Origin of the sequence: Cognatundibacterium jejuense, from assembly GCF_014284255.1 — a bacterium.
In the GTDB taxonomy this organism is placed as follows: Bacteria; Pseudomonadota; Gammaproteobacteria; order Burkholderiales; family Burkholderiaceae_D; genus Undibacterium; species Undibacterium jejuense.
This window is the reverse complement of record NZ_JACOFV010000005.1, coordinates 34433-60543: the sequence shown is the minus strand read 5'-3', so window position 1 is coordinate 60543 and position 26111 is coordinate 34433. Positions and strand designations below refer to the sequence as shown.

Annotated in this window: 27 protein-coding genes; 10 read left to right on the top strand and 17 right to left on the bottom strand. The window is 46.1% G+C overall.

Going from position 1 to position 26111, the window contains the following annotated elements:
• The first annotated feature begins 118 nt into the window (after positions 1 to 118).
• From H8K32_RS06925 to H8K32_RS06915, 3 genes are read left to right on the top strand one after another with little or no spacing between them, the layout of a single operon-like run.
• Positions 119 to 316, top strand: a complete 198-nt coding sequence (locus H8K32_RS06925) for a hypothetical protein (protein WP_186911756.1) — start codon at positions 119 to 121, stop codon at positions 314 to 316.
• A gap of 45 nt (positions 317 to 361) precedes the next feature.
• Positions 362 to 1051, top strand: coding sequence for a DUF2242 domain-containing protein (locus tag H8K32_RS06920; protein ID WP_186911755.1), 690 nt, complete (start codon positions 362 to 364; stop codon positions 1049 to 1051).
• An 18-nt stretch (positions 1052 to 1069) separates the two neighbouring features.
• Positions 1070 to 1279 carry a DUF3820 family protein gene (locus H8K32_RS06915; protein ID WP_186911909.1) on the top strand — a complete coding sequence of 70 codons (210 nt, stop codon included), beginning with the start codon at positions 1070 to 1072 and terminating at the stop codon, positions 1277 to 1279.
• A 118-nt stretch (positions 1280 to 1397) separates the two neighbouring features.
• On the opposite strand, the gene H8K32_RS06910 is transcribed toward H8K32_RS06915, so the two are convergent.
• From H8K32_RS06910 to H8K32_RS06890, 5 genes are all read right to left on the bottom strand, one after another.
• The gene (locus H8K32_RS06910; RefSeq protein ID WP_186911754.1) at positions 1398 to 1802 is read right to left on the bottom strand and encodes a hypothetical protein; all 405 of its coding nucleotides are present in this window, start codon (positions 1800 to 1802) and stop codon (positions 1398 to 1400) included.
• A gap of 195 nt (positions 1803 to 1997) precedes the next feature.
• The gene (locus tag H8K32_RS06905; RefSeq protein ID WP_186911753.1) at positions 1998 to 2834 is read right to left on the bottom strand and encodes an SAM-dependent methyltransferase; all 837 of its coding nucleotides are present in this window, start codon (positions 2832 to 2834) and stop codon (positions 1998 to 2000) included.
• Positions 2835 to 2856: 22 nt separating this feature from the next.
• On the bottom strand, positions 2857 to 4602 hold the full coding sequence (locus H8K32_RS06900; RefSeq protein ID WP_186911752.1) for a GGDEF domain-containing protein: 1746 nt from the start codon (positions 4600 to 4602) through the stop codon (positions 2857 to 2859).
• Between the two features lie 30 nt (positions 4603 to 4632).
• Positions 4633 to 4848, bottom strand: coding sequence for a hypothetical protein (locus H8K32_RS06895; RefSeq protein ID WP_186911751.1), 216 nt, complete (start codon positions 4846 to 4848; stop codon positions 4633 to 4635).
• Positions 4849 to 4952: 104 nt separating this feature from the next.
• Positions 4953 to 6659: a M14 family zinc carboxypeptidase gene (locus H8K32_RS06890; protein ID WP_186911750.1), complete on the bottom strand. Its 1707-nt coding sequence runs from the start codon at positions 6657 to 6659 to the stop codon at positions 4953 to 4955.
• A gap of 127 nt (positions 6660 to 6786) precedes the next feature.
• Here H8K32_RS06890 and H8K32_RS06885 point away from each other — a divergent pair, with 127 nt between their 5' ends.
• The gene (locus tag H8K32_RS06885; protein ID WP_186911749.1) at positions 6787 to 7881 is read left to right on the top strand and encodes a threonine aldolase family protein; all 1095 of its coding nucleotides are present in this window, start codon (positions 6787 to 6789) and stop codon (positions 7879 to 7881) included.
• 129 nt (positions 7882 to 8010) lie between these two features.
• Here the strand turns inward: H8K32_RS06885 and H8K32_RS06880 are convergent, their stop codons facing one another.
• Genes H8K32_RS06880 through H8K32_RS06855 form a run of 6 tightly spaced genes read right to left on the bottom strand, consistent with a single transcriptional unit; the run spans position 8011 to position 13837 of the window.
• Positions 8011 to 9357, bottom strand: coding sequence for a TAXI family TRAP transporter solute-binding subunit (locus tag H8K32_RS06880; RefSeq protein WP_186911748.1), 1347 nt, complete (start codon positions 9355 to 9357; stop codon positions 8011 to 8013).
• A 26-nt stretch (positions 9358 to 9383) separates the two neighbouring features.
• Complete coding sequence (locus H8K32_RS06875) at positions 9384 to 10178, bottom strand: competence/damage-inducible protein A (protein WP_186911747.1); 795 nt, start codon at positions 10176 to 10178, stop codon at positions 9384 to 9386.
• Positions 10179 to 10193: 15 nt separating this feature from the next.
• Positions 10194 to 11006 carry an EI24 domain-containing protein gene (locus H8K32_RS06870; RefSeq protein ID WP_186911746.1) on the bottom strand — a complete coding sequence of 271 codons (813 nt, stop codon included), beginning with the start codon at positions 11004 to 11006 and terminating at the stop codon, positions 10194 to 10196.
• Between the two features lie 42 nt (positions 11007 to 11048).
• The gene (locus tag H8K32_RS06865) at positions 11049 to 12017 is read right to left on the bottom strand and encodes a sterol desaturase family protein (protein WP_186911745.1); all 969 of its coding nucleotides are present in this window, start codon (positions 12015 to 12017) and stop codon (positions 11049 to 11051) included.
• A gap of 37 nt (positions 12018 to 12054) precedes the next feature.
• On the bottom strand, positions 12055 to 12855 hold the full coding sequence (locus H8K32_RS06860; RefSeq protein WP_390312760.1) for a polysaccharide deacetylase family protein: 801 nt from the start codon (positions 12853 to 12855) through the stop codon (positions 12055 to 12057).
• A 7-nt stretch (positions 12856 to 12862) separates the two neighbouring features.
• Positions 12863 to 13837, bottom strand: a complete 975-nt coding sequence (locus H8K32_RS06855) for a YVTN family beta-propeller repeat protein (protein WP_186911744.1) — start codon at positions 13835 to 13837, stop codon at positions 12863 to 12865.
• Positions 13838 to 14085: 248 nt separating this feature from the next.
• Between H8K32_RS06855 and H8K32_RS06850 the strand changes: the two genes are divergently transcribed.
• Positions 14086 to 14442, top strand: a complete 357-nt coding sequence (locus H8K32_RS06850) for an FKBP-type peptidyl-prolyl cis-trans isomerase (RefSeq protein WP_186911743.1) — start codon at positions 14086 to 14088, stop codon at positions 14440 to 14442.
• 248 nt (positions 14443 to 14690) lie between these two features.
• Here H8K32_RS06850 and orn read toward each other — a convergent pair whose 3' ends face one another.
• Positions 14691 to 15278, bottom strand: a complete 588-nt coding sequence (orn, locus tag H8K32_RS06845) for an oligoribonuclease (protein ID WP_186911742.1) — start codon at positions 15276 to 15278, stop codon at positions 14691 to 14693.
• A gap of 39 nt (positions 15279 to 15317) precedes the next feature.
• Here orn and H8K32_RS06840 point away from each other — a divergent pair, with 39 nt between their 5' ends.
• The 3 genes from H8K32_RS06840 to rsgA are packed head-to-tail and all read left to right on the top strand — an operon-like array spanning position 15318 to position 17886.
• On the top strand, positions 15318 to 16574 hold the full coding sequence (locus H8K32_RS06840; protein WP_186911741.1) for a M48 family metallopeptidase: 1257 nt from the start codon (positions 15318 to 15320) through the stop codon (positions 16572 to 16574).
• Positions 16575 to 16621: 47 nt separating this feature from the next.
• Positions 16622 to 16972: a 4a-hydroxytetrahydrobiopterin dehydratase gene (locus H8K32_RS06835; protein ID WP_186911740.1), complete on the top strand. Its 351-nt coding sequence runs from the start codon at positions 16622 to 16624 to the stop codon at positions 16970 to 16972.
• Positions 16972 to 17886, top strand: a complete 915-nt coding sequence (gene rsgA, locus H8K32_RS06830; RefSeq protein WP_186911739.1) for a ribosome small subunit-dependent GTPase A — start codon at positions 16972 to 16974, stop codon at positions 17884 to 17886. Before H8K32_RS06835 ends, rsgA begins: the two co-directional genes overlap by 1 nt.
• Positions 17887 to 17984: 98 nt before the next feature.
• Here rsgA and H8K32_RS06825 read toward each other — a convergent pair whose 3' ends face one another.
• The 4 genes from H8K32_RS06825 to H8K32_RS06810 form a co-directional block, all read right to left on the bottom strand.
• Positions 17985 to 19130: an alginate O-acetyltransferase AlgX-related protein gene (locus H8K32_RS06825; protein WP_186911738.1), complete on the bottom strand. Its 1146-nt coding sequence runs from the start codon at positions 19128 to 19130 to the stop codon at positions 17985 to 17987.
• Positions 19131 to 19139: 9 nt separating this feature from the next.
• The gene (locus H8K32_RS06820; RefSeq protein ID WP_186911737.1) at positions 19140 to 20537 is read right to left on the bottom strand and encodes an MBOAT family O-acyltransferase; all 1398 of its coding nucleotides are present in this window, start codon (positions 20535 to 20537) and stop codon (positions 19140 to 19142) included.
• Between the two features lie 20 nt (positions 20538 to 20557).
• Complete coding sequence (locus H8K32_RS06815; RefSeq protein WP_186911736.1) at positions 20558 to 21214, bottom strand: alginate O-acetyltransferase AlgF; 657 nt, start codon at positions 21212 to 21214, stop codon at positions 20558 to 20560.
• A 190-nt stretch (positions 21215 to 21404) separates the two neighbouring features.
• The gene (locus H8K32_RS06810; protein ID WP_186911735.1) at positions 21405 to 22064 is read right to left on the bottom strand and encodes an SGNH/GDSL hydrolase family protein; all 660 of its coding nucleotides are present in this window, start codon (positions 22062 to 22064) and stop codon (positions 21405 to 21407) included.
• A 394-nt stretch (positions 22065 to 22458) separates the two neighbouring features.
• Between H8K32_RS06810 and argF the strand changes: the two genes are divergently transcribed.
• Together argF and H8K32_RS06800 are read left to right on the top strand one after the other, a co-directional pair.
• On the top strand, positions 22459 to 23373 hold the full coding sequence (gene argF / locus H8K32_RS06805) for an ornithine carbamoyltransferase (protein ID WP_186911734.1): 915 nt from the start codon (positions 22459 to 22461) through the stop codon (positions 23371 to 23373).
• 110 nt (positions 23374 to 23483) lie between these two features.
• Positions 23484 to 24716 (top strand): argininosuccinate synthase, encoded by a 1233-nt coding sequence (locus tag H8K32_RS06800; RefSeq protein ID WP_186911733.1) that lies wholly within the window; start codon positions 23484 to 23486, stop codon positions 24714 to 24716.
• Between the two features lie 125 nt (positions 24717 to 24841).
• On the opposite strand, the gene H8K32_RS06795 is transcribed toward H8K32_RS06800, so the two are convergent.
• Complete coding sequence (locus tag H8K32_RS06795; RefSeq protein WP_186911732.1) at positions 24842 to 25669, bottom strand: hypothetical protein; 828 nt, start codon at positions 25667 to 25669, stop codon at positions 24842 to 24844.
• Between the last annotated feature and the right edge of the window lie 442 nt (positions 25670 to 26111).

The following is a 26111-nucleotide window of genomic DNA, read 5'->3' as shown; positions in this document are numbered from 1 at the left end:
AAACTAAGCACCAACAACTGGTAACAATGTAAATACCAGTGACAAGTTAAAATACACGCAGTTTTTTCAATAAAAAGATCAAATCCATTGATCAAGAGCATTTATAGAGGACAACACCATGGCAAAAAAGAATGATATCGATCCAGAAACAGAAGCACTGATCGCCTGGTGTATCGAAGTAGAAGAATTTTTAGTCGCTGGCGGTGCTACTGTTGCGCAAGCGCAAGACCATATCGAAGAACAAATTGAGTGGTTCACCGATTTATTTTTTGATGGTTTAACACCAGAAGAAGCCGCTAAAGAAGCATTAGCTTAAACAAAAGGGCTCTCGCCCTGCACAACACTTGGTTTAGATTACAACATGGTTCGTCGCTTTTTATTAATTCCCCTCGTATTTTTATTGTCTGGCTTGAGCGCCTGCTCCAGCACTAAAACGTCGGGACTCCAGCATGAAGAATTTGGTGAGACCGGTGTCTTTACGCGTAGCTTCCCTGGCACCGAACAGGCTGCCTGCGAAGCATCCCGCCGCGCCTTGCTCAGTCAGGGGTACGTGATCAATGAGTGGAAACCAACCAATATTAAAGGTCGCCGCAAATACCAGCACGACGCCGAGACCCACGCTGAAATTGAGTTTAATGTCGTTTGTGTACCGGATAGCAAAGGCAGCAATAGCTCAACTATGTTTGCTAATGCGATACGCGATCGTTACTCGCTCAAGAAGAGTAATAATTCAGCCAGCATAGGCGTCAGCGCCATCGGTTCCGTATCATTGCCATTCGGTTCTACCGACGATTCGCTGGTGAAAGTTGCTAGTGAAACCATCGCTACTGGTCAATTTTATAATCAGTTTTTTGACTTAGTCGAACGCTATCTGGACGCGACTAAATTCCCAAATGAACCTGATAGCGATAAAAAAGACATGGCAAACAAGCCCACTGAATTACCCGCGGCAAAAATGGATGCGGGCAGTAACAGCAAGCCTGAATCCACGGGAGCCACAGCATTTACAGCGACACAAAACAAATCAGACAATAAAATGGACAACAACTAAGCCATGTTTGAAAAAACCATGCAAGCAGATGACTTACAACGATTGCTGACCCTCAAAATGCCATATGGCAAATACAAGGACAGACTGATCGGCGACCTGCCTGGGCACTATCTGGGATGGTTTGCACGCGAGGGATTTCCTAAGGGTGAAATTGGGCGATTATTAGAATTAATGTATGAAATCGATCACAATAACTTGCGCGATTTACTCATTCCTTTAAGAAAATAAAAATACCACAAGCATTGAACTGCATAACCGAAAAAAAAATCCAAAAAAAAGCAGCGCCACCAATGTGTGCGCTGCTTTTTTTTAAATCAAATATTTGAGTAGAACCGATGAATTAAGATTACTTAAATTCAGTTTTTGTTTCTTGCTTGTTTTGTTTACCAGCAGCAGAGGCAGGCAAAAATTTCATCGGATCGTTCACACCAGCAGAGTAAGCGGTCACGACGCTTTTTTGTCTGAGGCAAGAAGCGCTCAATACTGTTGCATCAGCAGCGGCAGAATTTGTGCAGACTTGCAATTGCTTTACCGCATCGAGTGGAATACCAGCTGCAGCAGCAACCGATACGATAGATTGTGGGTTCGCACCACCAGCAACCAGACCATCTACCGTTGCCTGCAGATTTGCACTGGAAGTCAGCGCATTAAAAATACCTTCTACAGAAGTATCAACACCCTCAGCGTAAGCAGCAGAAATACCGCCAACCAGAGCCAGACCAACTACAGCGCTTTTAATCAATTTTTTCATAGCGTCTCCTCAACAAATCGACAAAATTGTCTTACCTCAGCGAATTATTCTAATGAAGACTCATGTAAATAGAAAGCACTGATTTACAATTAAAAAGAAATAAATCATAGCAATTTCCATGCGGAAATATTTTGACATTTCCGAGTCATATCAATGGCGCTGGAAGCAGCGAGGGTTACACCCACCCCACAAAAGCTACGCTGCCTCAGTTACCTCGTTTGCCGCAGCACGTGCCAATTCCAACGCCTTCAACTGATCCATCACTTTTTGATCCACTTTTAAAGCATGCTCAGCCGGAATCACCAGGGTCGTAATTTGTTTCAAATTCGCCTTCGGCAAATCACCCAAACGGATTTTTTCGATGCGGTTTTGCTCTATGGGGTTGGTTGCAGCTTCATACAAAATCACTTCATGATCGAGTGAATACGTGAGTGCCAATTTGTCGGTAATAATTTGCAAGTGCGCCGGTTCAGTGTCGTAACGCTTTAAGGTTAGATCACCAGCGAGACCAATTTGCCAGACGATGAACATCGCAGACGGATCGATCACCCGTTCATAAATCATAAACTGCGTCGCTTCCATCGACTGCATACCGCGTGATCCTGGATCAATCCCAAGATCGGCGACCAGACAATCCAACGCTGAAATACCTGGCTCCATGTGCGCGACATACCCCTCTTTACGCGCATCGGTAATCGCCATGTGTGAGATACAAGCAAAAATGCCGGGATGTCCGTAAAAAGCCGCGCAAACACGCTTGCCGGCGCGGACTTCTTTTAAAATAGTATCTGCCATACGGCGATAAGTGTCGCGACGATTTTTGCCTTCGATCTTAGTATCTTCGTAGTGATCATTCAGACATATGTATTCTTTGGCGATACCCTGCAACCATCGACGCGTAAAAATATGAGGTACGGCTGCGATCACAATATCAAAAGATTCGATATAACTTTTCGCCAACGGCGTCAACTGCCCTGCCATGCGCATACCTGTTCCTACGCAGACAAGTTGTCCAACTTTTTGATTCGTCATAAAAGGAAAAAAAATTAATTAATCACTCAAACACTGAGACACAATTGCGACCATCAGCTTTGGACTTATACAGAGCTTTATCAGCAGATTCCATTAAAGCTTCAAACGTGCTGACGGTGTAGGTGTCAATGGTTGCAATACCAAAACTGGCGGTCAAAGGAAAACGAAATCCGCTCGGTTCGGTATCAATTGCAGCAATCGCTAAACGGCAACGCTCTGCCAGTTGTTTGGCGACATGGGTATCCGCCGCAGGCATGCAAATTGCAAATTCTTCGCCGCCTAAACGCCCAAACATATCACCTTTACGCAATACTTCGGTCACTGCCTGACATACATGAATCAATACCCAATCACCGGTCGGGTGACCAAAGTTATCGTTGATTTTTTTAAAGAAATCCATATCGAACAGGATCAGGCTGATCGGCGCAGTTCGCTCAGCGACCGCCGCTGTAGTGATATCGATAAAATGCCGACGGTTACTGATTTGTGTCAGCGCATCGACTTGCGCATGACGCTTAAAGATATTTTTTTGCTGTATAACTTTCCACAGCCACACACCAACCAACAACAATGCAACGACAATCAGACCGATGAATAGCAACAAGACTTCGTTATTTTTTTTATCTAGTTGTTTTTCTATCGACAGCAATTTATTTTTTTGCTCAAGCAAGGTCAATTGATTAGCCTTGTCTTGCATATCGAATTTAACACGCTGATAGGCGATATTTTTTTGTAGCTGCTCGTCCAATAATTTATTTTTAAATTCCAGAGCAGTGTCATCAAATTCCAGCGCCGCAACATACTGCCCTTGCGCACGCTTGATTTTTGACATGGTTTCGTTCGCCTGCTCTATCAGCAGATAAACTTTTGAATTGTTGGAATATTTGTAAGCTTCATTTGCGTAAAAATCGGCTTGCTTTAAATCGCCTGTTTCAATATACGCGCGAGCTAAGGCATTTTCCAACTCTATAAAATAATTCGTTTTCTTAATATTATCATCTGCTTCATCAAGCAAGGCCTTTGCACTTGAAATGCCAGCAGGGAAATTTGAAGATTTTATAAGGTCAAGAGCATCAAGTGCATTAAGGAGTTTGACCATAAATTGATTGCCGCCATGCTTACAGTCCTGAATAGCATCCGGCAAAAAATTTTTCGCAACTTCACGATTCCCTCTTAAAAACTCAATTTCAACTTTGTCCGCTAAAGATACGCAGCTTGAAATAGAGTTCTTACGATCGGAAAAAGCGCTTATTTGTTCTACGTAGAGTAGTGATTGGTCAAAAGCTTTTAGTGTATTGAATAGCGATACAGCCGACTGAAGCGTGTAAAGTTTGGTATTAACGTCAGTTAATTTGGGTAATAAGGCTATGCTTTGATTCATCGCATTTAATGCGCTTTCAAACATGCCAAGGTTCGTGTAACCAGTCGATAACTGGTACAAAAGTTTAACTTGTATCTCTACATTGACGACATTTTTAATACTAACTTCGACAAACTCAATGCGTTCTTTGTTTCGTCCCATTGAACCAAGAAATGCCGCCTTTTGGACATAAAACTTTTCTTGTTGGGATTTAGTCAGTGAATTAAAAACTTCTTCGAGCTTTCGAATATTTTTTTCGGCTTTTTCAGGAGAAGCTCTTAACAATGCACTTGTTTCTGAAAGCAACTGGTCTGCATTGACAACATCAGCAGCAAATGAAACAGACGCGAAAAAATACGCCAGAAAAGCCAGTGCACACCAAATTTTTTTAAAAAAGGATAAATGCATAAATGCGTACTGGCTAACTACTTCGATTTTTTAGTGAGTTGCCTCAGGAATTTCAACTGCTCCGACTTCAGCAGGATCAATGCCAGCTACTTTTGCGATATGATTCTTGTCACGACTTTTCACTGCTGCCTGTTCCTCATGCGACAAACCAAAATGTGTCATGGCAGCATGCGGGTCTTTCGAATGCGCTGCACGTGCGTCAGCATTTTGGTCAAGGTGATTCAGATAATCGACTAGCTTTGACATACACTACCTATTCAAAAAGGTTGATGAGATTAATGCAAACGAAGATTCTATTATGTTTTCGCTAAAATTGTAACTAAATGGAACAATGTTTCTCCGCATTTTCATTAAAAAAGACGCAACACCGGATAACGGTTCCATTCAGGTTCTTTAAAGCGTTGGCAGTGCGTGAAAATAAAGTCCAGCACGGTGGTCTGGTCTTCTAGCAAATCAGGGTTGACTTGCTTCCAGGCTTCAAACGCAGCACGGGTGCCGGGTTCGTCGCGCAGGATTTCTGCGGCGGTATCTTCAAACACGTAATCGGAATAAGCCTCTTTTTTCTCCAGACAGCTATTGAAAAAGCCCCAGCGGAAGAAGCTGTCGTGCGCTTGTGGTTCCAGCGTTTCGACGATGTAACGTGCCTGTGGCTGATCGATTGAAATCAGATAGTCGCCGGCCAGCGCCTGTACCTGTTCTTGCTGGCTTTGCAGGTTCACTTCGTCATGGAACATGTGTCCTTCATATGCATGTGGGCGCGAGCTGACAGAAAGCACGCGATAGGTTTCGGCATGCATCAGTTGATCGGCACTCAAACGCTGCATTTGCACACCATTCCATTGCAGGCGTTCTATCACGGTACGCCAGGATTGTGGCACCAGATAGGCTTTAGGTTGCACAACATTGATATCAGCAACGAAGTGATTAAAGTAAGGGATAGGTTTTTCCCATGGCTGGCTGCGGTCGTACGACAAGCGCGTGTAGTGCCCGATGACGCTAGGGCTATACACAGCTTTGTAGCCTTTGAATAAGAAGCTGGATTTTTTCCCATGGTCTGCTGACCAGTGGACTGCCACTTTCTGGTTCCTGGCTGCCGCCACCCGCGCTTGTGCGCGCAGTTGCTGAATTTGCGTTGCATTGGCGATGGTAAAATTTAAAACGGTTTCCACTAACGCACGCATGGACTCGTAACGATCAGCAAAGGGCTTCAACATATGCGTTTCTGGCATAAAACCAATGGTGTGATGCAGGGTGGCATAACCGGTTGAGAAGCGCGGTGTTTCTAAGAAATCTTCAATGCCGTGGTCAGGAATATCTTTAATCGGATTCACATACGGGCAAGTCGGCCAGCCGCGTTGCGCCATCTCGGTATAGATGGCTGGCAACATGGTGTCTTTAAGGAATGGTCCTAAACCGTAGCCCAGCTTATCAGTTTGCGTCTGAATCAGGGTCATGGTGTAGTGATAATCTGCACCGTTGGAGGTGTGGGTATCGACCATGACATCAGGGCTCCAGGCGCTGAAAAAGCGATTGAAGGCTTGGGCATTTAAGCTATCGCACTTAATAAAATCACGATTCAGATCCAGATGCTGGCTGTTACCGCGGAAGCCAAAGCTCTCCGGCCCATCCTGATTGACACGGGAGGTATTCTGACGGTTCAGACTGCCATCGACGTTGTACATAGGGATAAACAAGAATACCGTTTTACCCAAGGCAGCCAAACGTTCAGGCTGGAAACAAAAATCTCTGACGAATGCCATGCAGGCGTCCACGCCTTCAGGTTCACCAGGATGGATGCCGTTGTTATTGAAAAACACGGGTCGCCCTTGCGACTGCAAGTTCGCACGATCGAATTCACCATCGGCAGTGATCACCCCCGCAAATAAAGGCCGCCCGGCATCTGATTGACCGATTTCAAAGAAATGCAGAATCCGCGGGAATTGTTGCGCTAACTCTTGATAAAACCGGATGCAATCATCCCAATGCGTGGTCTGGTTGCGATTTCCGCTTTCATAGGGTGTTTTAAAGTCTGGTGCAAACGGCAGCTGGGTAGTCATAGTCTGGCGAAATGAAATCTGGAAAGCGTTGATTCTAGCTCACTCTGGGATACATTTCGTAGTAATTTAGTCTCGTGGCATACTGCAATAAAAAATTTATCGAAGCCCCAATTTTCAGGAGAAAATCTTGACCGATGCTGAATTATCAAAATTAAAAAATTCTTGTCATACTCATCTGGTGGGTCATAAAGCGCTTTCTCCGGCAGAAAGTTTTGCCAACATGGCAGCATGGTGCGCACAACATCAGGTTGAAAACGATGTGTATGGGGAAGGTGCAACGGTTCAAGCCTTCGAACAAAAAGTCGCCACCTTACTGGGCATGGAAGCCGGATTGTTTTGCATTACCGGCACGATGACCCAAGCCACTGCGCTCAGGCTAGCTTGCCAGGAGCGCGGTAACCCTTTGGTTGGGCTACACGCCAGCTCGCATATTCTGATTCATGAGCGTAGTAATTTTCAAACTTTGCAACATTTTCAATCGATCACGCTAGGCCAACCACATCGCCCCTGGACATACAAAGATATCCAAACCCAGGCCGAGCCATTGGCCGCTTTACAAATTGAATTACCGATGCGGGAAATTGGCGGTCAATTGCCCGCATGGGACGAGCTTGAAGCCATCAAAACGCATTGCCATGAACAGGATATTCATTTGCACATGGACGGTGCCAGATTATGGGAAGCAGCCGCTTACTATGGCAAAACCTGGCAAGAAATTGCACAGGGTTTCGATACGGTCTATGTCTCTTTTTACAAAGGGATGGCAGGTCTTGGTGGCGCGATGCTGTTGGGTAAAAAAGAATTTCTGGCAAAAGCAAAGGTTTGGAACCATCGCTTAGGCGGGAATGTATTCCGCCGCACGCCTTACGTGGTGTCGGCTGCCATGCAATTTGATGAGCGCCTTGCTGCAATGTCAGACTACTTCAAACGCACTCAGGAGCTATTTGTGCATTTACGCAATTATCCGCAGTTGCAGACGAACCCGTACCAGCCACAAGCAAATATGCTGCATGTCCACTTGCCAGTTTCAGCAGAAAAGGCAATTGCTATCCGTAATCGTATCGCTCAGGAACATGGTATCTGGTTGTTTAATAACGCCGTTGCCGCAGCCTTACCAGAAAGCAGCATGTTTGAATGGTATGTCGGTGATCAGTTATTGCATCTGGATGATCAGACCTTACGTCGTGCGTTGGATTTATTTGTGGCGGAGATTGGCCATTAATATGTAGTGTTGCAGGAAGGGTGCGACCCACACGGTGGCTCCCCCTCTCTCGCAAGCGGGAAAAGGGAAATGGGAAATGGGAAATGGGAAATGGGAAATGGGAGCTTAAGCGCATTTAATCATCGATGATTAAACCTGCTGCGCCGTCTCAACAGCCCGCAAACGTTCTACAAGCCGGTCGCGAACAAAATGAATGTGGCTACGCAGGTGATACAACTCCTCCATATACGACAAGGGTAAGCTGGTGTTATTAACTTTTTCTTCTATCTCATCAAGGTGCTGCATTTGCTTTTGTAAGGTGTGTACAGGTGAATTCTCCCCTGCTTCATCGATGAATTGCTCGGCGATGCGCAATTGTCCATACCAGCGATAAATACGTGAACGGATACGCCATACGTAGAGCGGCGGTATCACTTTTGACAACGGCAACAACAAAGCGCCAGCAGTTATCAACACCACCCACATGCGATCAAAAAAGTTCGCCATCCAGAAGCTCATATAGCGTTGCAACATTGGCGGGCCATTTTTGTAAAACTTCTCAGCTTCCGCTGCGACAGGAATTTCTGTGTATTTATCCGATGGAAATTCACCCTGATCACTAAACCAATCTGCTTTACTGTGAATTTTACGCGCTGCCTGCAATAACAACCCCATCAATGCCGGATGCAAGCTTTCATGCGCAACTAATGTCGCAGTAGGAGCAATCAGATGGTAATCCCGAGCTGGAATATCCCGTCCTATATCAACAATCCCGCGCGGTAATACGACGCTGGATAAAAACGGAAAACGACGCGTATAGGCTTCGGCCTGAACAAAATCAAACAAACGCACATCGGGAGTTTGCAGCAGTTGCTGTACCAGCGGTGAGTCACTAGCGGAGCTAAATACCAGTGCATCGAGCTTACCGTTTAAAAATGCTTTGGTCGCTTCCGCATCATCCAGACGTTGAATTTGCACGTCGGCATCTTGCATGCTATTAACGCTCAATATCTGCGAAAACATGCGGTGCATGCCATTGCCCTCGGCACCGAGATTGATACGTTTTCCTTTAAATTGGCTGATAGTATCGAACTCTTTTTTGCTCCGGTAAAAAATCCAGATCGGCTCGTAAAACAAGCTACCAAGTGACACCAGGCCTTTCTCTTCAGCTATTTGCGCGTCAGTAGAACCGCTACGTACAAAACCGACCTGAATATCCGAATCGGGATCGCTGATTTTTTGCAAATTCTCTTGCGAACCCTGAGAGGGGTTGATGTGCAGCGTCACTTTATTTTTGGCCAACTCCGAAGCATACTGTTTGGCGAAACGCTGGTAAGAACTATTTTCCGGGCCAGCAGAAAGTTCAATCACGCGCTTCGGTGCCGGATCAACGAGGTAGTAAGCGGCACCAGCAATAATCACTAGCGCCAGGATCATAGGGCCAAATGCAAGCAACAAATCGCGTATTGAAAACAACGTGAATTTAATTTTTTTCATTTGGCATCTGGCTTAGGGCAAGAGAGTTATTTTGGTGAAATCGGCACGTATTCGGATTGCAATTGATCCAGACCTGCGCACATTTTTGCGAACGCAGATTCTACCTGTTGCGGGTCACCTTTGACACCTAACTCAATGTGTCGACGTTGTGTTTCTGTCGCAACGCTAGGTAAGCTGAAGACTTTAATTAAGGGGAACTCGGCTTCCAGCTGTTCCATCATTGGCGTCAGCACAGATTCTATGGCTTCATAGACGATCACTGCTTTCTCAGCGCGTGCTTGTTGGTGAAACAGATGTGAGTAATGCGTGTCCAACACCCATTCCATCATCGGCCACGCCATGACTGGAAAACCTGGCACAAAATAGTGCTGCTTGATCGCAAAGCCCGGAATTTTATTAAATGGATTTGGGATCAATTCTGATCCAACCGGAAATTCACCCATCTTGAGTCGATGCAAATTATCGGGCGTATTGAGGTCGACAGTTTTACCCGCTTCAGCGGCGGTATCCATGATGCGTTCTTGTATCAGACGTTTGGCTTCCGGATGCAAAGCAATGTCAACATTCAAGGCCAGTGCGGCACACTGGCGCGTGTGATCGTCCGGCGTTGCACCGATGCCGCCAGTAGAAAAGACGATATCGCCTGATGCAAAGCTGCGCTGCAAAGTAGCAATGATGCGTTCACGATTGTCACCAATGTATTCTGCCCAATCCAGTTGCAAACCGCGTTCCGTCAGTATCTGAATAAACTTCGATAAATGCTTGTCTTCGCGTTTGCCTGACAGAATTTCATCGCCTATGATAATGATGCCTATCGCCATAATCTGCTCTCGTTGTTATGTTGTCTGAGCCTTGAGCCTCTGCTGCTCCAGCGCTGCCAGACAATAATGTTGGAACCACAAACCGGTAAAGACAAATACCAGTACATATAACCAAATTGCCGCACCTGCAATGACAGGTAAAAACATGACCGAAATAACGCCACCTAACCATAACAAACCAGGTGCCGCACCAAATAAACCAGCCACAGTACCGATGAATAACAAAGACCAGCGGTGTTGCTGTATCAAGGCCTTACGCTCATCAACGTCAGCATGCGCCGCCAAAGCGTCATACACAATCACTCTATAAGTCAGCCAACCCCACAACAAAGGTTGCAACACCAGACTGATCACAGGAAATAAAGTCAACGGCAAGGTTACTAGCCAGATTACCGCAAAAATCAAAAACGAGCTGAGCGAGAACCATAAACTGCCAAACACCGAGCCGCCACGTTTTTGCTCCAACTCAGGATAATACTTGCCACCAACATGTTTGCTAATTGCCGGCATGGCAAACAGACCGATGCACAACAAGGCTGTAAAAACCATGACTGGGAGCAGCAACCACATCGCCACCAGCGGCACGACCATGGCTTTAAACGTCAACAAACCCAACATCGCTAACACATCACCGGCGGTCTGAAAACTATGATGATCATTGAACCATTCTTGAACAAAGTCGATCAACGCTTGCATGCCAAACCACATCGCGACGCTCCACAACAATAGTGCAGCGATAAACGGCAAAAATGTCAGCAGCAACATACGGATATGCAATTGCGAGGCAACCGCCCTGCCCCAGGAAACACTTACTTTGACGATACTCATGCTTGCTTATCCTTCGCTTATTTTTGCATTACTTCTGCATCATTATTTTTGCAGGCCGCACATACGCTTTAAGCCCAGCCATTGCTGCGACCAAAAGCCAGTACCATATTCACGAGAGCACCCTTCCGGCGCTGGCAATTGATCGCGTATGCCGGTCAATGCAAATTCTTTACTAAAATACGCAGTACCAAACATTACATCCCATATCGGAAACAGCACCGCAAAATTATGTCCACCAAGGGTGCCCTTGCCTTTGGTTTCATGACCAATACCGATCGCGTGATGGGTACGATGGAAGCGTGGCGACACCAAGAAGTATTCACCGACTTTGCCAAAATGTACTCGGATATTCGCATGCTGCAAACTCTGCAACATCTGCGACGCCATCACTAACATCACGTATTGCCCTGGTTGTACACCTATCACAATGGCGATCACTCCCATATATACATCGCGTAAAAAATCGTCGAGTAAATGATTGCGGTTATCGCTCCATAAATTCATATCGCGCTGGCTATGGTGCAGGCTATGCAAACCCCACCACCAATCAAACTGGTGTTCGGCGCGGTGATACCAGTAATCAAAGAAATCCAATACCACCAGATACGCAAAAAATAACAGCGCCGGGTAAGTCAAAAAACCCGGCCACATGTTTTCCAGATTGAGTGGGTTGACACCTTCAAAATGCAAGACCGCCGTCAATTTATCCAGCAAGGGGTCAAGCACAAAAAAGATTAATATCGAGAAAGCACCGAGCCGATGCAAGGCGGTGTAGATAAAATCATTCCATCGCGCAAAGCGATTTTCAATTTTTTGTACAGGTATCAGAGATTCTAATGGCCGCAAAATGACAAACAGCACGATCAATTGCAGTACGCCAAAAATAAACCACTCCACGCCTTCAAAAGAATCTTCAACAAATTCGCCCAAGCCAAGATAAAACATGGCGGGTTGTACGATAGTTTCAAAAATCCACGCTTGCAGCGTTGTCATTAGTTCTGAATAATTCATGCCTTCTTCTAACTTAGTGTTTGGCCTGGCGTATCGACTATTTCCGATAGGCCGGATGCTCGCGCAAAGTTGCAAAACAATAGCCTTTTTGTTCCAGACCAGTGATTAAAGGTTCCAGATTTTCTGGCATCCACGCTTGCTTACGCGACCAGATACCCAGATGCGCCATAAAAATGTCGCCATCGCGTAAATGATCAAGCACCCGCTTCAACAACACCGGATTACTAAATTTTTCGCTCGATAATTCATCGCCAGAAAATCCCGCGGGTGCCCAAGCTACATGGCGATAACCGCAAGACTCACCGGCTTTGAGCAAATTCGGCGTGAGCTTACCGCCGGGTGCGCGCCAGAGTGGATCAAGCTTATGACCCGTCAATTGTAGAAATCGTTCATCGACACGACGCAATTCTTCGCAATATTGTTGTGGTGTCCAGATTAATTCTTTACCCGCCTGGGCACCAAATTGTGGTTTGACGACGATACGGCCATCGGCTAAATCTTTGACCGCATAGACATGATCGAAGGTATGCGTACCAAACGCATGCCCTTCGTTGGCTAAACTTTTCCAATAGGTAGCCCAGTTCGGGTCTAGCGAATAATCGCCATTGATGGTTTTTTCGTTCGCCAGAAAAAAACTGGCTTTGATGTGATGTTGACGCAGTGTATTGGCAACCAACTGCGCCTGTGATTGACTGCCCGTATCAAAAGTCAGATAGACGGTTGCTTTACATACTTTTGGATCAACGTTACCCGCTGCGGTGACACTACTGGCATTGAGTAGTGTCGAGGATACCAACACCCACTCCAGCAGGTACTGGGCGGGGCGCTGGATACTCAGAATAGCTTTACATGTCCGGTGCGCGATTGGCAAAGTACACTCCGTGCGGTGATCGTCCAACAGGAATCAGCTTGATGACCTTTCTGGATGGAATATCGATCACGGCGACTTTTTTAATCCAGCGCAATGTGGTCCACAAAGTTTTTCCGTCAGCGCTGACCTCCATACAATCCGGGCCACCTGGAACAGCAATGCTGCCGATGTTTTCTAAAGTTTGCTGGTCGATGATATTGATTTCATTCGAAGTACGATTTGAAACAAAGATATGCCGTTTATCACCCATTGCACGGAAATTATGAGTGCCCACACCAGCCGTGATTTTCTTTACGGTTTTTTGGGTGCGCCAATCAATGACTTCAACATAATTACTGCCCATGATGCCAACCAATAAGTATTTATCGTCTGGTGTCATGGCAATACCAGCCGGTAATTTTCCCACCGGGATAGTCCATTTTACTTTTTGGGTCGCCAGATCAATCGCTGACACCTGATCGCTACCCTGCTGGGTAATAAATACTGTGGTGCTCGCTTTGTCGAAAGCCATGTGACTAGGTAATTTGGCTAAAGGTACACGACTTGCTAATTTCAAATCTTTACCGTCATAGCGATAAAAATCAACACGATCTAAACGCAATGAGTTCGAAACAAACCATTTTTGATCTGGCGAGAAGCCAATTTGATAAGGATCGGCAATATCTTTGATGCGGCGTTGAATTTGTCCACTGACCGGATCGAGGAACACCAACTCATCACCAACCGCATTGGCAATGATCAATGATTTGTTGTCTGGCGTCGCCATCAGATGATGGGGTTCTTTGCCGACCGGGAAAGTGCTGATTTCTTTGTATGTCGTTTGATCAAGGAGCGTTACCGTCGCATCACGAGAATTCAATACCACAACCACATTTGCTTGTGCCGCAGGACTGAAAAAAGGAAAGAGAAGACCAACCAGCAAGGATGCCAACAAAGAACGACTACGCATGAACAAAGACCGCTAATAAAAGAAATAAGCCAGCATTTTACCGTGCATAGACCGATAGTGTTTGATTAAGCTTATAGTTTTCTTATTTTTCGCCATTTTTTAATGATAATTCGATAAGCAATTTATTTCATTTGAGAAATAAAGCCGTTATTAAGAGCGCGATCAGCGCAATTGCATCGTAAATAAAAGCGATAACAGGAATTTTGTTCTACAATTGCCCCACTTTTTTTCGAGATTAAAGGAATCCCATGAGCACGATCACTACCGTAAGCGGTTTGCAATACGAAGATAAAGTTGTTGGCGAAGGCGCAGAAGCACAAGCGGGCAACCACGTTGTAGTGCATTACACAGGCTGGTTGCAAAATCCTGATGGCAGCGCTGGCAAAAAATTTGATTCCAGCAAAGACCGCAGTGACCCATTCTCCTTCCCACTTGGTGCTGGTCATGTGATCAAGGGCTGGGATGAAGGCGTACAAGGCATGAAAATTGGCGGCACACGTATCCTGACTATCCCGTCGAGCTTAGGCTACGGCCCACGCGGCGCAGGCGGTGTAATTCCACCAAACGCGACCTTGATTTTTGAAGTTGAATTGTTGGGTGTTTAATTAGGTTTGACGCCAACATGGGGGAGTATCCTTCAATTTTTTCTTAATGTCTTGATGAAATAAGCTTTACAAGAGCATGGATTTAAATACTCCCTACCAGTAAAAAAGCGCCGATGTCGGCGCTTTTTTACAATCTGATGTAGGACGCCTCAACTCCCCGCATCCCTACCCCATCATGTGATCTTGCATTCACGGGAGAAGGGTTCATTGAATAGTGGCTACAAAATAGTGGCTACAAAAAATTTACCTTATTCTTTAATAAAATGCTGACGGTAGTATTTTAATTCTTCGATCGATTCAACAATATCAGCCAGTGCTGTGTGCTTCTGCTGCTTCTTAAAACCCGCCAACAATTCCGGCTTCCAACGGCGGCAAAGCTCTTTGAGCGTCGACACGTCCAAATTGCGATAATGGAAATACGCTTCCAGTTTTGGCATGCCGCGCACCATGAAACGGCGGTCCTGACCGATGGTATTTCCGCACATTGGTGATTTACCGGCTGGCACGTAAGGTTTTAAAAACTCTATCAGTGCTTGCTCAGCTTCAGCTTCAGTGACTGTGGATGCCTTCACTTTATCGATTAAACCGGAACGACCGTGGGTGCCTTTGTTCCAGGCATCCATTTTATCCAGCGTTTCGTCAGATTGATGGATAACAAACACCGGACCTTCTGCCAATACATTCAATTGTGAGTCTGTAACCACGACCGCCACTTCAATGATTTTGTCAGTATCTGGCTCTAAACCGGTCATTTCCATGTCGACCCAGATCAGATTCATCTCATTTGGGCGGATTGTAGTGTTAGTGTTTGCTTGAATGTCGGTAGCTTGTGACATAATTCTTCCTTAGCTTTTTTACGAATGCCACATTTTCCCATGAATTCAGTTACCTTTTCGGTTTTCTTCATCGGCTTTCTGCTGATGACCCTTATTGTGCAGTTCTGGCTGGGCTCGCGCCAGATTCGTCACATCCTCCAGCATCGCGCTGCAGTACCACCAGAATTCGCGTCTAAAATCCCCCTGGAAGCGCATCAGAAGGCGGCTGATTACAGCATCGCCAAGACTAAATTCGGCTTGGTTTCGCTGCTTTTTAACGCTGTAGTGCTGATGGGTTTTACTTTGTTTGGTGGACTGCAACTCTTGTCGGTGCTGGTACTCAATCTGACTGGCCCAGGCATGCTGTATCAAATTGGCTTGTTGGCGGCATTTGCTGTTGTCAGCGGATTACTGGATTTGCCATTTTCGTATTACTCACAATTTGTGCTGGAACAAAAGTTTGGCTTTAATAAGATGACTCCTGCCCTGTTTTTCGGTGATATGCTGAAAAGCACCGCCTTGGGAGCAGTAATTGGTTTGCCTTTGATCTGGGTGGTATTGACTCTGATGGATAAGTCCGGTGCGCTATGGTGGCTGTACGCTTGGGTAGTCTGGAGTGGTTTTCAACTGTTGATGATGTTGATTTACCCTAGTGTGATTGCACCGATTTTTAATAAATTTACACCATTAGAAGACGACAGTCTGCGTAGCCGCATTGAGGGTTTGATGCAACGCGTGGGGTTTGCCTCCAAAGGCTTGTTTGTGATGGATGGCTCCAAGCGTAGCGCGCATGGCAATGCCTATTTTTCAGGTTTTGGCGCCGCGAAGCGCATTGTGTTTTTTGATACGCTGATTGCCCGCCTGGCACCAGAAGAAATCGAAGCTGTACTGGCGCATGAATTGGGGCACTTTAAGCTCAAACACATCGTCAAACGCATGGTGGTGATTTTTGGTGTGTCGCTGGTATTTTTAGCATTGCTTGGTTATCTGAAACAGCAAGTCTGGTTTTATACTGGACTGGGTGTTGATCCTATGTTACTGGCAAAAAATGATGCGATGGCACTGATCTTGTTTATGCTGAGCTTGCCTGTCTTTACCTTTTTGTTTTCGCCACTGACCTCGATCAGTTCCCGCAAACACGAATTTGAAGCCGATGCATTTGCTGCCCATCACACCAATGCAAATGACCTGGTTGCAGCGCTGGTCAAACTGTATGAAGATAATGCATCGACATTGACGCCAGACCCGCTGCACTCGGCATTTTATGATTCTCACCCACCAGCGAGCGTTCGCATCAGCAAATTGCTGACAGCCTGAAACGAGTTTTAAAATAAGTAAGAAATAAGCAAATAAAGGAAGACACCATGATTAAGACCACAGATTTACTTGCGATCAAATCTCAGCATACTGAAACTGGCCTGGCTGATTCCAAGCTGGCGCCCTATTTCGCAGCGACACCAGGTTGGGAGCAAGATGGCCCACGCATCGTTAAAACATACAACTTCAAAAACTATTACGAAACGCTGTCGTTTATTAACGCGATTGCCTACGTCATTCACGCCGAAGATCATCACCCAGAATTAGTCGTTACCTATAACCGTTGCGTGATCAAATTCGATACACACACTGTGAATGACGGCAAAGGCGGCATTTCAGTCAATGACTTTATCTGCGCGGCTAAGATTGATGCGGTTTTTGAGCAGAGCTTTTCCTGATGGCACGTTTGCAAGGTCTGGTCATTGCTGCGCATGGCCGCCATTATCTGATTCAGGCCGAGATTGACGGCAGCCAGCAAAAACTGCATTGCGTCACACGCGGAAAAAAAAGCGATGTCTCCGTTGGTGATATTGTGGAATTTGCCCTCACGTCCAAAAATCAAGGCGTCATCGAAGCGATCACCGACCGCAAAACTTTGCTGTACCGCTCTGACCAGTACAAATCTAAGATGCTGGCGGCAAACTTGACACAACTCTTGATTGTGGTCGCCACCGAACCTAGCTTTACCGATGATCTGGTATCGCGTGCCTTAGTTGCTGCGGAATCGTCTGGCATTAAGCCGCATTTAATTCTGAACAAAGTCGACGTGACTGAATCGCTGGAAAAAGCCCGTCAGCGCGTTGGTTTGTACGCCAAACTGGGCTATCCGGTGCATGAGGTTTCAGCTAAAGGCGATCCGGAAGGCACCCGCTCGCTCCTGACCAAACTAATGCAAGGCCAAAGTACTATTCTGATTGGTCAATCGGGGATGGGTAAATCTTCTCTGATCAATTTGCTGATACCCGACGCAGAAATCGCTACGCGCGAGATCTCTGCGGCATTAGACACCGGAAAACATACAACCACATTTACACGTCTGTATCACATGGACGAGAATTCGTATGTAATTGATTCACCCGGCTTTCAGGAATTTGGCTTGCATCACTTAAGCGAAGGCATGCTGGAACGCGCATTTCCGGAATTTTTGCCGCATCTGGGAAACTGTAAATTCTACAACTGCCACCACCATGCCGAACCAAATTGTGCGATTTTAGAGGCTGTAAAAAGCGGCGCAATCTCGCCGATGCGGCACCAGATGTTTGAACAGTTGGTACACGAATCTCAACAGACAATGGGTTATAAACCACATTGATGTTGTAAAGACTCGTAGGGTGGGTGCATCTCCTGCCATCGCGTTGGCTGGCGGTGCGCACCCGCCCTACAGAACCTCTCAGAAAGCGTCGATACGCTTCAAAGCTGCCCCTGTTTCAACTTCTCCAACCATTGTCGTTCACTCTCTTTAAACGGTTTTTGCAGCATACGTTCAGGTACTTCCCAAATCACAACTTTAGGTGGTTCCTGCTGAAACGCTTTACTTTGCAGATAAGTCATCGCCGCGCCGTCAAAATCGCCGCCGTCTTTTGCCAGATTAGCGACTGGTACGCCCAGATGTTGGCTCATAAACGGCACAAAATTGCCACGCAGGCTAAATGAAGTTCCCACCAAAGCGATCGATGGTAGACCGCCGTCACCAAACAAATCATCACTCTTATTAACGACGGGGGCGACGGTACTATTGGCGACTTTTTCAACTGGTGGACGCAACCACAGCGGCACGCCTTCTAGATTGGATACACGGAACAAATCACCGGGGCGTTCTTCGGTAACGGTTTTAATCGCACCAGGTGCTGGTTTTAAATCGGTTTTATCTGCCAACTGTAAATCTTGCAATCGCCGCGCGATCGCCAGTGCTGCGGCATCAGCACCGGTTTCATTCCAATGTGAATCGGTACGGTAATAACGCTCTGCTTTGACTGACTCCAGTGCTTCGCGCAGGTCGATGACTTCAACCTGATTCTTTCTAAGGCTATTGATCCACATTTCGGCGCGCTGTGCAAATGCTGCTGGTCGATGAACCCCACACAGATGTTCTTGCTCTATACGGGTTTTGTCAGGTACAACTGCGACCATCAGACTCACGCCACGTTGTTTGAGCAGATGTGCGACTTGCTGCACCATGTAAGCACGTGCATTCGCATTTTGTGCGCCACCATCAAAGGTGTTCAACTCGTCATTCAGAAAAAACCAATCTGTGCATCCTACACTGACCGCGGCGCCCGTATCACGTGCAATGTTCCAATCTACTGCACGCTGAATTTTGGCGAATGGCTTACTCCACAAAAAATGCTCATTTAACTGCGTGGTGAAGCGACGAGTCGACTCACCTTGCACAATACGTTGTACAGGTGCCATCTCTTGCCATGTCTTTTGCGACACATTCATTAAAGAAGAAACACTGACAACCAGACCGGTCAGCATGATGGCAGCAAAGGATACGGCCGGAACATAGCGCCATGGACCCGCTATTTTGGCGTCAAAGGAAAAAGATTCGCTCATGTTTTTTCCTTAAAACTGAAAGTATAAAAACGGAATGGCTTTTTGTCCTGCCAGCACGACAATCGCATACGCGAATGTGATGACTGGCCACACCATGCTCCAGCTCATGATGCCTAATCCGCCGCGTTTACCGATAGGCGTTGCTGGATAAATTACGCAGATCAGACCAATCGCAAAGGTGAGCAAGATACTTGGTCGTAAAGCCAAAATCACTTCGTCCGCCATCGCCATGCCGTGCAAACCTAACTGACCAGCCCACATATCCAGCGCATGATCAAAACCAGACGCGCGGAATACCGTCCAGGCAAACATGACCGTCAACATGGTTAAGGTGCGCGAAGCATAATTGGGCATCGACAATCCACGCTGAGTGAACGCACGATCGCAACACAAAGCAGCGCCCTGGATAAAACCCCAGATCAGATAATTCCAGTTATCGCCACCATGCCACAGGCCGCCAATCGCCATGGTTAACATCAGATTCACATAGGTACGGCCCGCACCCTTGCGATTCCCACCGAGGCTGATGTACAAATAATCGCGCAGCCAGGACGATAAGGTCATGTGCCAACGCCGCCAGAAATCCTGAATCGACACGGCGAGGTAGGGATGATTAAAGTTTTCGGCAAAATCAAAACCCAGCATCAAGCCCAGACCAATCGCCATGGCACTATAACCTGCGAAGTCAAAATACAATTGGAACGTATAGGCGATACAACCGACCCATGCATCCTGGAAACTCGGATTCTTCAATCCAAAAACCAAAGTCACCACCGGTACCAGCGTATCAGCGATCAGCACTTTCATAGAAAAGCCGATCATAAAACGCCGCACCCCCAAGCTGAATTTATCTAAAGAAAAGACGCGTTCCCGTAGTTCTTTATCGATGATTTTATAACGTACGATAGGCCCCGCAATCAGATGCGGGAACATCGCCATGTATGCACTAAAAGAAATGATGCTGTATTGCGCCGGTACCGTTTTACGACGGACATCGACGACATAAGAAATAGCATGCAACACTGTGAACGACAAGCCGATTGGTAACATCAGCTTGACCCATGGTATCTCCGGCAAATCATGTCCGGTCAATATCGTATTGAGAGAGGCAATGACCATATTGGTGTACTTATACCAAACCAGCGATGCCAGATTTAATACGATGGTCGCCACCATCAGGCGAGTTTTTAAACGCTCGTCATATGCTTTATCGATCAATATCGCCGCACCCCATGCCAGGATAGTCAAGGCAATGATCAGCAATAAAAATTTCGGCGTCCACCACGCATAAAATAACCAGCTACCGATCAGTAAGGTATGGTTACGAAATCGCTGAGGCGTGATCAGATAAAACGCAAAAAAAAGCGGTAAAAAGAGCGTCAGAAACTCTAAAGATGCAAATACCATGGTAAATACGCTGACTCAGATTAGGAAGTGGAATCGCGTACAAAGAACGCTTGGCGACCTTTTTTAGCAGGAATAACAATCACGCTGTAACGCTCTCCCGCCTGCAATTGCGACATATCGACCATAGCACCTGCTGCCTCGCCGCCGCAATTAGCCTGCACAGTCAGACTTACGGGATTGACCAGGCGGCGCGTTGTGGTCGCCGGCTTAACCGCTTCAAATATCATGGCATTTTTGGCGCCACCAGTCAGGCCAGCGGCAGCACAACTCGCATCGACATTCATCAAAGAAATGGATGCACGCATGGCATTGAAATCGGTCGGTGTTTCGCGTACCAACATACTTTCCAATGCTGCGCCTTTATTCACAATCGCAACGGTAACGAATTCACCCGGTTTCGCCGTAACTTCGACGGACGTTTTGACTGCGCCAACTTGCACCGTTGCTGTTAATTTTTCACCTGCTTTTACGGGATAGAAACGTGAAACACGCCCTTCTGTTTTAGCGTCTAAATTTACTTTAGCTGATCCATTTACTACCATCGCTTTATCGCCGCTAGCGTTTAAAAAACGGACGAAAGAAGAATCCTGCCCTGGACCCGTTTCATACAAAGGATTATCCGCATAAGCAGCCATTGAACACATAGTCGCAATACAGGTCAGTATCAGTTTTTTCATTTTTTCGAATCAATAATTGGAGTAGTTTTCGTCACGGTCGTCGCTATAACATCAGATCAGCATGACGGCCAGATTTTTTTACTTAATGCCAGGCAAACAACGATGAAGTGAACGATAAATTCAGGCGTCGAACGACTATTGAAATTAAAACGCATCAGCTCTGGATCAGAGCCGATGCGTCATTCAGATATTAATGCTTAATTGTTTTCAAAACTGTTGGGGAAGAAATAAAGTTTCCAATTGCTGAACCCCAGGATTTATAACCGGCGCCGTCGAAATGCTGGCCATCGATCGTGCCCCATTCACCTGGCTGAGAAAAGCTCAGAGAATCAACATAAGTACATGGAGAAACGATTTCTGACAGGTAGCCAGACATTTCCTTAGCACGTGCATAAGTTTTACCGAACTTGCCACCTTCGGTTCCCCATGCCGGGCCAACCCAGACGCAGCTCACTTCGTTCTTTTTAATGCCTTTAGTTAAACGCGAAACCTGTTGCCAGATCCAGTTTTTTTGCAATTCTGGCTGATTGTATGAAGCCATGGTATCGGCATTCACAACAACGACCAGATTTGGTTTGTAAGTTTTAACCAATTCATTAAATGGACGCGTCATGGCGTCCTGGCCGCTTTTCACCTCAACCGGGCCATCTTTAATCCGCTCTGCACCACCGCAGGAAGATTGGGTCTTCACCATCCATTCTCCCGCTGCCACCCCACAAGCACCGAACGAATAGACAACAGCACCTTTATTCATCAAGTCATCGTGCAAAGTCGTGATCAGATAATCTGGTGTAGACATGTGGCTATCGCCGATAATCAGGACGGTCAGTCCGGCTAAAAGTGCGCTCATAGTAGATAGATGAAATTAAAATATTGTTGAAGGTATCTGCCTGGAGTCATGTCCACAATAGACAACTACATAGACAACTACAGTAAAACAGATGCTTTTTGTTGATACAGAGTAGCCATTATAAATACGATGCAGCAACTAAACACTGACAGAATTACAAGATTATCAAGTAGATTTACGTTTTTTTACTAATTGACGAAAATTAACAAATCAGGCTAAGTTAAAACGTCTGTGTTAAATTTATCCCCTTGCTGGATTTTTTTTATTCAAACAAAGCAAAATACTGTTGAAATTCGATATTCCCAGAATTTAATATGGGAAAGTGATTTTAATCCCTTATAATTAAGCAGTTACGACCAGTGGCGGCAACTTTAAATGCTGCCCGTTTTTATTTATGGCTATCAAACACTTCCTGCAATTCTCCGACTTCACGCTCACCGAGTTCGAATATGTGATGCAGCGTGCCCGCATCATTAAACAACGGTTTAAGGCTTATCAGACCTACCATCCTTTATTGGATAGAACGCTGGTCATGGTTTTTGAGAAAAATTCCACCCGTACTCGCCTCTCCTTTGAGGCTGGCATGCACCAGCTCGGCGGCGCGGCGATTTACCTCAACACCCGCGACAGCCAGCTCGGTCGTGGCGAACCGGTAGAAGATGCAGGGCAAGTCATGTCACGCATGTGCGACATCATCATGATCCGCACGTTTGAGCAGGAAATGATAGAACGCTTTGCGGCGAATTCCCGCGTACCTGTCATTAATGGTCTGACCAATCAGCACCACCCTTGTCAGGTTCTGGCGGACGTCTTCACCTATATTGAGCATCGCGGTTCGATCACAGGCAAAAAGGTCGCCTGGGTCGGTGACGCCAACAATATGCTGTACTCCTGGTTGCAGGCGGCGCAAGTATTTAACTTCCATCTGCATATTTCTACGCCAAAAGGCTATGACATGGATATGTCTTTAGTCACGGCTGATCCGTCGCAATACACCGTCTTTGAGAACCCATCGAATGCCTGTGCCGGCGTTGACCTGGTCAATACCGATGTCTGGACCAGTATGGGTTATGAAGCTGAAAATCTGGCGCGTTTGAAAGCCTTTGATGGTTGGATCGTTGACGAAGAAAAAATGGCACGCGCCAATCCTGATGCGTTGTTCATGCACTGCCTGCCAGCCCATCGTGGCGAAGAAGTTTCTGCAGGCGTGATTGACGGACCACAATCGGTAGTGTGGGATGAAGCGGAAAACCGTTTACACGTACAAAAAGCATTATTGGAATATTTGGTCGTTGGCGAAATTCGCTAGTTTTTGTATGTTCAGGTTATTTAAATTGAATCTCAAATCGATCCTGAAATACGAAACAGTACCAAAAAATAATTAAATTTGATTGATAGCATTTTTTTCGAAAGTACATCATGAGCGATATTAAAAAAGTCGTCCTCGCCTACTCAGGCGGTCTGGACACCTCCGTCATTCTGAAATGGCTGCAAGATAATTATCAGTGTGAAATCGTTACTTTCACGGCTGATCTGGGCCAGGGCGAAGAGCTGGAGCCAGCACGCGCTAAAGCGATTAAATTCGGCATCAAGCCAGAAAATATTTATATCGACGACGTACGTGAAGAATTCGTGCGTGATTTCGTGTTCCCGATGTTCCGTGCAAACACGATTTACGAAGGCGAATACCTGTTGGGTACTTCCATCGCCCGTCCATTGATCGCCAAACGTCTGATCGACATCGCCAAAGAAACGGGCGCCGATGCGATCTCCCACGGCGCGACTGGCAAAGGGAATGATCAGGTACGTTTTGAACTCGGCGCTTATGCGTTAATGCCAGGTGTCAAAATCATCGCACCATGGCGCGAATGGGATTTGCTGTCCCGTGAAAAATTGATGAAATATGCCGAAGATGCAGGCATAGAAATCGATCAAAAACACAAAAATGGCGGCGCTCCGTATTCCATGGATGCCAACTTATTGCACATCAGCTTCGAAGGTCGTCACCTGGAAAACCCAAGTGCTGAAGCAGAAGAAAGCATGTGGCGTTGGACTTGCAGCCCGGAACAAGCACCGGATGCACCTGAATATCTGGACATCGAATTCGAACATGGCGACATCGTTGCATTGAATGGCGTACGCATGTCTCCAGCGACTGTACTGACTGAATTAAACCGCCTCGGTGGCAAACATGGTATTGGCCGTTTAGATTTAGTTGAAAACCGTTACGTAGGTATGAAATCCCGTGGCTGCTATGAAACCCCTGGTGGCACGATCATGTTGCGTGCGCATCGTGCGATTGAATCCATTACTCTCGATCGTGAAGTAGCGCATCTGAAGGATGACTTGATGCCACGCTACGCAAGCATGATTTACAACGGCTACTGGTGGGCACCAGAGCGCTTAGCTCTGCAAACACTGATTGATCATACCCAGCAAACAGTTAACGGCTGGGTGCGTCTGAAGCTGTATAAAGGCAATGTCATTACGGTTTCACGCGATTCAAAAACAGATTCTTTGTTCGATATGAACATCGCGACATTTGATGAAGATGGTGGTGCGTATAACCAGGCAGATGCTGGTGGATTTATCAAACTCAATGCGCTGCGTATGCGTATTGCAGCCAACGCTCGCGCCAAACGCGGACAGTAATTTTTCCGTCACATAAAAAAAGCCTGCGCAATAAAATGCGCAGGCTTTTTTACGTTTTTATCTTTTCAATACTGGCTAATATTGGTCAATATTGGTCAATACTGGCTTTTGCAAAACAACTACTATCAATACCAGACCGCCACATAACCATTCGTTAAATTCACCGGCATATAACTACCATGCTCAACCACGGCATAATTGGTAGAGCCAGCCGCATTTTTGTATTGATACGCAGTGAAGGTCGTATAGGCCCCCAGAGGGCCAAGGGTAGGAACTGGCAGACCCTGCAATGCCGCATTAACCTGTGTTGGTGTCAGTGTCTGTATGCCATCCACCTGAGAACCACCATGCACCGTAATAATTGTTGCGCTCCCATCCGCATTGAAGGACAAATTGTTGCCGCTAGTCCGAGCAGGAATGCTGCCACCAGCCTGACAATTTTCGTAGTACTGTGTAAAAGTCAAACCCGCCAATTGTAAGCCGCTAAAAATCTGCATTGCACCGACACTCACCAATACATCAGTCGAAGTTTCATTATTCGCACCAACTCCACCATTAGCGACAGGATTACATATCATCGCAAGAGAGGGAGTGTAAGAATCATTGGCGTTGGTATCAAATCCCAAAGCCGCATAAATATTGTTTCCCCAATAGACATTGCCACTCGTGCTGACGGCGTATCCAGACGTACTTTGCATACCATTAGAACCAAATACAATAGAGCCAGTTTGACCACCCGGTCCATAATCAGCAATGCTGCCAATACCAGACGAAGTCCCATTCACGCTCTGCAAAAAATTAATATCGTTGTAGCTGCTGGAAATTGCAACTGGAACAAAAGTTCCGCCGCCATCGGTACCAACCGTTACGGTGCCACCACCGCACGCAGACAAGCTAAGAGCTGCGATAACTGAACCACACATCAACGCAATTTTTGTGAATTGGCAATTCATGACTTCCCCCTTAATTAGTACTGTTTTTGAAATTGAAGCATCAGACAATCAATCACCATAAATAAATACTCACTAATGACTGTGTTCGGATGACGTTTTAGCCTTAAGCAAATGCTTAATGCAGACTCAAGTTCAGAGCATATTTCCGCGCCGTTCTGAACATGTATGTCGTCTAAATTAATGTTCTTGCTTATGCCACATTAACGTTGAGCACTTTTAAAAAGATGACTGCAAAAAAATGTTTCTTGTAACGAAACAAACGAATCGCGACAGAATTTAGTTACAATTTTTTTGAATATGTTGTTTGGATGTGGATTGCTTTCTGGTTATAAAAAATCCCGGAAAAAAAATCCGCTGAACATTTTCTGAGCATGAAAATTCGCGACAGTTTTTAGATGAATTTCGGATCAGGGTTGATCTCCGGGCGAATACATTGCATGAT

Coding starts and splice junctions, on each gene's coding strand:
- H8K32_RS06925 (WP_186911756.1), top strand. CDS start 119: ATGGCAAAAAAGAATGATATCGATCCAGAAACAGAAGCACTGATCGCC.
- H8K32_RS06920 (WP_186911755.1), top strand. CDS start 362: ATGGTTCGTCGCTTTTTATTAATTCCCCTCGTATTTTTATTGTCTGGC.
- H8K32_RS06915 (WP_186911909.1), top strand. CDS start 1,070: ATGCAAGCAGATGACTTACAACGATTGCTGACCCTCAAAATGCCATAT.
- H8K32_RS06910 (WP_186911754.1), bottom strand. CDS start 1,802: ATGAAAAAATTGATTAAAAGCGCTGTAGTTGGTCTGGCTCTGGTTGGC.
- H8K32_RS06905 (WP_186911753.1), bottom strand. CDS start 2,834: ATGACGAATCAAAAAGTTGGACAACTTGTCTGCGTAGGAACAGGTATG.
- H8K32_RS06900 (WP_186911752.1), bottom strand. CDS start 4,602: ATGCATTTATCCTTTTTTAAAAAAATTTGGTGTGCACTGGCTTTTCTG.
- H8K32_RS06895 (WP_186911751.1), bottom strand. CDS start 4,848: ATGTCAAAGCTAGTCGATTATCTGAATCACCTTGACCAAAATGCTGAC.
- H8K32_RS06890 (WP_186911750.1), bottom strand. CDS start 6,659: ATGACTACCCAGCTGCCGTTTGCACCAGACTTTAAAACACCCTATGAA.
- H8K32_RS06880 (WP_186911748.1), bottom strand. CDS start 9,357: ATGAAAAAAATTAAATTCACGTTGTTTTCAATACGCGATTTGTTGCTT.
- H8K32_RS06875 (WP_186911747.1), bottom strand. CDS start 10,178: ATGGCGATAGGCATCATTATCATAGGCGATGAAATTCTGTCAGGCAAA.
- H8K32_RS06870 (WP_186911746.1), bottom strand. CDS start 11,006: ATGAGTATCGTCAAAGTAAGTGTTTCCTGGGGCAGGGCGGTTGCCTCG.
- H8K32_RS06865 (WP_186911745.1), bottom strand. CDS start 12,017: ATGAATTATTCAGAACTAATGACAACGCTGCAAGCGTGGATTTTTGAA.
- H8K32_RS06855 (WP_186911744.1), bottom strand. CDS start 13,837: ATGCGTAGTCGTTCTTTGTTGGCATCCTTGCTGGTTGGTCTTCTCTTT.
- H8K32_RS06850 (WP_186911743.1), top strand. CDS start 14,086: ATGAGCACGATCACTACCGTAAGCGGTTTGCAATACGAAGATAAAGTT.
- orn (WP_186911742.1), bottom strand. CDS start 15,278: ATGTCACAAGCTACCGACATTCAAGCAAACACTAACACTACAATCCGC.
- H8K32_RS06840 (WP_186911741.1), top strand. CDS start 15,318: ATGAATTCAGTTACCTTTTCGGTTTTCTTCATCGGCTTTCTGCTGATG.
- H8K32_RS06835 (WP_186911740.1), top strand. CDS start 16,622: ATGATTAAGACCACAGATTTACTTGCGATCAAATCTCAGCATACTGAA.
- rsgA (WP_186911739.1), top strand. CDS start 16,972: ATGGCACGTTTGCAAGGTCTGGTCATTGCTGCGCATGGCCGCCATTAT.
- H8K32_RS06825 (WP_186911738.1), bottom strand. CDS start 19,130: ATGAGCGAATCTTTTTCCTTTGACGCCAAAATAGCGGGTCCATGGCGC.
- H8K32_RS06820 (WP_186911737.1), bottom strand. CDS start 20,537: ATGGTATTTGCATCTTTAGAGTTTCTGACGCTCTTTTTACCGCTTTTT.
- H8K32_RS06815 (WP_186911736.1), bottom strand. CDS start 21,214: ATGAAAAAACTGATACTGACCTGTATTGCGACTATGTGTTCAATGGCT.
- H8K32_RS06810 (WP_186911735.1), bottom strand. CDS start 22,064: ATGAGCGCACTTTTAGCCGGACTGACCGTCCTGATTATCGGCGATAGC.
- argF (WP_186911734.1), top strand. CDS start 22,459: ATGGCTATCAAACACTTCCTGCAATTCTCCGACTTCACGCTCACCGAG.
- H8K32_RS06800 (WP_186911733.1), top strand. CDS start 23,484: ATGAGCGATATTAAAAAAGTCGTCCTCGCCTACTCAGGCGGTCTGGAC.
- H8K32_RS06795 (WP_186911732.1), bottom strand. CDS start 25,669: ATGAATTGCCAATTCACAAAAATTGCGTTGATGTGTGGTTCAGTTATC.